Source organism: Ramlibacter sp., from assembly GCF_013697775.1.
In the GTDB taxonomy this organism is placed as follows: domain Bacteria; phylum Pseudomonadota; class Gammaproteobacteria; order Burkholderiales; family Burkholderiaceae_C; genus Ramlibacter.
This window is the reverse complement of sequence record NZ_JACCWG010000286.1, coordinates 1-4,180: the sequence shown is the minus strand read 5'-3', so window position 1 is coordinate 4,180 and position 4,180 is coordinate 1. Positions and strand designations below refer to the sequence as shown.

The window sequence follows — 4,180 nt, the reverse complement described above, 5'->3', positions numbered from 1 at the left end:
ACTTACCTGGTCTGTCCCACAAGGTTTCACAGGGGATGTTCCGTATAAAACCGGCCGCCGTGGAACAGCAGCGGCGAGGCGCCGACCCGGTGACTGCAGCGCTCGACTTCGCCGACGAAGATGACATGGTCGCCTTCCTCGTAGCGGCTGCGGTTGAAGCACTCGAAGCAGGCGGCGGCGCCCCGCAGCAGCGGCGCGCCGCCGCTGCCGCGCTCGTACTCGACGCCGGCCCAGCGGTCGGCCCCGCGCAGCGCGAAGCGCTCGGCCAGCGGGCGCTGGTCGGCCGCCAGCACGTTGATGGCGTAGTGCGAGCCGGCGCTGAACACCGCCAGGGAGGCGGCGGCGCGCGACAGGCTCCACAGCACCAGCGGCGGGTCGAGCGAGACGGAATTGAAGGAGTTGGCGGTCAGGCCGACGATGGCGCCGTCGACATCACCGGCGGTCACGATGGTGACGCCGGTGGCGAACATGCCCAGTGCGCTGCGGAACTCCTGCGCCGAAAAACTCGGCGGCTGGGCTTGGCGCGGTGGATTCATTGCAGCCGGTACAGGAGCATTCATGAATAATACATCGGAGATATTCCTTGCCATGGACACCACGACTTGCTGAACGACACGACGCTGGAGCCCGCCTGGCTCGACGCTTTCGAAACGGTGCTGCGCCGCTGCGCGCTGTGCCCCGGCGACACGGTCGCGGTGCTGCGCGAAAGCCAGAGCCGGCCGGTGCTGCCCGAGCTGGCCCGGCTCGCTGGTGCGCGCATCGGCTGCAGCGTGTTCGAGCTTTCCGTGCCCAGCGTCTTCGGCGGCACGCTGCCGGTGGCGCGCAGCACCGGCGCGTCGGCGGCGCTGCGGCAGCTGCAGCCGGTGGTGGCCGCGCTGGCCGGCAGCACGCTGGTGGTCGATTGCACGGTCGAGGGCCTGATGCATGCGCCCGAACTGCCCGCCATCCTGCGCGGCGGCGCGCGCGTCATCTACGTGAGCAACGAGCACCCCGAGGCACTGGCGCGCCTGCTGCCGGACGACACGCTGGAGCCGCTGGTCAAGGAGCACGTGAAGCGGCTGCGCGCCAGCCGCCGCATGCAGGTCAGCTCGGCCGCCGGCACCGACCTGGCCATTTCGCTGGAAGGCGCGGCCTGCGGCGGCAACTGGGGCACCACCGCGCGGCCGGGCACCATGACGCACTGGCCCGGCGGCCTGGCGCTGGCGTTTCCGGCGGCGGGCAGCGTCAACGGAACGCTGGTGCTGGCCGAGGGCGACGTCAACCTCACCTTCAAGCGCTACCTGGAACGGCCGGTGACGCTGACCATCGAGAACGACTACGTCACGCGCATCGAGGGCAGCGGCGTCGACGCCGAGCTGATGCGCAGCTACATCGCCGGCTGGGGCGACCGCGAAGCCTATGCGGTCAGCCACGTCGGCTACGGGCTGAACGCACAGGCCCGCTGGGACAGCATGGCGCTGTACGACAAGCGTGACTTCAATGGCACCGAGCTGCGCGCCTTTGCCGGCAACTTCCTCTACAGCACCGGCGCGAACGAAGTGGCGGGCCGCCACACGCCGGGGCATTTCGACCTGCCGCTGCGCGGCTGCACGGTGCGGCTGGACGGCACCACCGTGGTGGACGCGGGGCGCCTGATTCCATGACACCCATTCCTTCCTTCAACGTGCTGGGCGGCGGCGCCACCACGGTGCTGATGCTGCACGGCGTGGGCGGCGGCCACCTGGCGTTCGCGCCGCAGGTGGAAACGCTGGCGGCGTCCGGCTACCGCGCGGTGGCCTGGGACATGCCGGGCTATGGGCGCAGCGCCCCGATCGAGCCCTACACCTTCAAGGGCCTGGCGCAAAGCTGCATCGCACTCATCGAAGCGCTGAAGTGCGGCCACGTGGCGCTGGTGGGCCACAGCATGGGCGGCATGGTGGCGCAGGAGGTGGTGGCGCGCCGGCCCGAGCTGGTCAGCAAGCTGGTGCTGTGCGGCACCTCGCCGGCCTTCGGCAAACCCGACGGCGACTGGCAGCGCGGCTTCATCGCCGAACGCACCGCGCCGCTGGACGCGGGCACCACCATGGCGGAGTTGGCCGAGATCATGGTGCCGCGCATGGTCGGACCCGGTTCGCTGCCCGAAGGCGTGCGCCTGGCCACGCACTGCATGGGCCTGGTGCCGGCATCGACCTACCGGCGCGCACTGGAATGCATGGTCACCTTCGACCGGCGTGCCAACCTGGGCAACATCCGCGTGCCCACCCTGCTGCTGGCCGGCGAGCACGACCGGAACGCGCCGCCCGCCATGATGAAGAAGATGGCGCAATCGATCCCGAACAGCACCTACCTGGAAATCCGCGGCGTCGGCCACCTGCAGAACCTGGAGGCGCCCGACGATTTCGACGGGATGCTGCTGAACTTCCTCGCGCTGCCGCGCGTGCTGCACTGAGCACCCACACCATGCCCACACTGGATTTCACGCCCGCCGTCGGCGACCACGCCTTCACCCCGCAGCAAAGCGAGCTGCTGGCGCTGGCGCACGCGCTGGGCCGCGACCGGTTCGCCGCGCGCGCCGCGCAGTGGGACGAGGAGGCGAGCTTCCCGTTCGCCAACTACGAGGACCTGCGCGCGGCCGGCCTGCTGGGGCTGTGCGTGCCGCGCAGCCACGGCGGCCTGGGCGCCGACTACGCGACCTACACGATGGTGGCGGCGGAGATCGGGCGCTTTTGCGGCGCCACCGCGCTCACCTACAACATGCACATCTGCTCCACCCTGTGGACCGGCGTGCTGGCCGACGGCATCGCAATGACCGAGGCGCAGCGCGCCGAACACAACCGCCGTCGCGACCTGCATTTCGCGCGGGTGGTGAAGGACGGCGCCGTCTACGCGCAGCCGTTCTCCGAAGGCAGCGCCGCCGCCGCCGGCCGCGCGCCCTTCGGCACCACGGCGCGCAAGGTGGAAGGCGGCTGGCTGGTCAACGGCCGCAAGATCTTCGCCTCGCTGTCGGGCGCGGCCGACTACTACGGCATCCTGTGCACCGAGGACAAGGGCGACGAGAAGCCCGACGCGCGCGACACGCTCTACCTGGCCGTGCCGGCCACCAGCGAGGGCCTGTCCATCAGCGGCGACTGGAATCCGCTGGGCATGCGCGGCACGGTCAGCCGCAACCTCGGGTTCAAGGACGTGTTCGTGTCCGACGACGAGCAGCTCATGCCACGCGGCATCTACTTCAAGGGCGCGCAGACCTGGCCGGCGATGTTCTTCACGCTGTCGCCCACGTATCTCGGCATCGCCAACGCCGCCTACGACTTCACCGTGCAGTACCTGCGCGGCGAGGTGCCCGGCGAGCCGCCGGTCAAGCGCCGCATGTACCCCACCAAGCAGATCGCCGTGGCGCAGATGCGCATCCAGCTGGAGCAGCTGAAAAGCCTGTTCCTGCGCGTGGTGCTGGAGGCGCGGCCCGATCCGTCCAAGGACGAACGCATGCGTCTTTACGCCGCGCATTACAGCGTGATGGAGGGCGCCAACGACATCGCGCGGCTGGCCATCCGCACCTGCGGCGGCCAGAGCATGATGAAGCACCTGCCGCTGGAGCGCCTGTACCGCGACAGCCGCTGCGGCGCGCTGATGCTGCCGTGGACGGCCGAGCTGGTGCTCGACCGCATGGGCCGCGAGACGCTGTATGAACAAGGCGAAAAGGATTGACGACGTGAGCACCTCATCCACCGGCATCGCGCAGCGCTTCGGCAGTGGCCAGTCCGTCCAGCGCATCGAAGACGAGGGCCTGCTCAAGGGCCTGGGCCAGTACGCCGACGACCTCATGCCCGAGGGCCAGCTGCGGCTGCTGTTCGTGCGCTCGCCGCATCCGCACGCGCGCATCCTGTCCATCGACACGGCGCAGGCGCGCGCCATGCCCGGCGTGGCGGCGGTGCTGACCGGCGCCGACCTGCAGGCGGCCGGCATCAAGCCGATGGCCGGCACCAGCGGCTTCAAGCGGCCCGACGGCGGCCCAGGCACCAGCGCGCCGCGCCAGGTGCTGGCGCACGAAATGGTGCGCTTCGTCGGCGACGCCGTCGCGCTGGTGGTGGCCGAAACGCTGCAGCAGGCGCGCGACGCGGCCGAAGCCGTGTGGGTCGACTACGAGCCGCTGCCGCATGTCACCGAGGGGGCCGACGCCATCGCCCCCGGCGCGCCGCAGCTG

At 70.5% G+C, this 4,180-nt stretch carries 4 protein-coding genes and 1 pseudogene; 4 read left to right on the top strand and 1 reads right to left on the bottom strand.

What is annotated here, in order from left to right; genetic code table 11:
• Nucleotides 1–26: 26 nt before the first annotated feature.
• Complete coding sequence (locus H0U68_RS14170; protein WP_296356643.1) at nt 27–536, bottom strand: flavin reductase family protein; 510 nt, start codon at nt 534–536, stop codon at nt 27–29.
• 69 nt (nt 537–605) lie between these two features.
• Between H0U68_RS14170 and H0U68_RS14165 the strand changes: the two genes are divergently transcribed.
• From H0U68_RS14165 to H0U68_RS14150, 4 genes and pseudogenes are all read left to right on the top strand, one after another.
• Nucleotides 606–1,643 (top strand): peptidase M29, encoded by a 1,038-nt coding sequence (locus tag H0U68_RS14165; protein WP_296356647.1) that lies wholly within the window; start codon nt 606–608, stop codon nt 1,641–1,643.
• Nucleotides 1,640–2,428 (top strand): alpha/beta hydrolase, encoded by a 789-nt coding sequence (locus H0U68_RS14160; protein WP_296356642.1) that lies wholly within the window; start codon nt 1,640–1,642, stop codon nt 2,426–2,428. The genes H0U68_RS14165 and H0U68_RS14160 overlap by 4 nt, the downstream gene beginning before the upstream one ends.
• 11 nt (nt 2,429–2,439) lie before the next feature.
• Nucleotides 2,440–3,684: an acyl-CoA dehydrogenase gene (locus H0U68_RS14155; RefSeq protein WP_296356640.1), complete on the top strand. Its 1,245-nt coding sequence runs from the start codon at nt 2,440–2,442 to the stop codon at nt 3,682–3,684.
• Between the two features lie 4 nt (nt 3,685–3,688).
• Nucleotides 3,689–4,180 (top strand): annotated as a pseudogene (locus tag H0U68_RS14150) (xanthine dehydrogenase family protein molybdopterin-binding subunit); the annotation flags it as partial.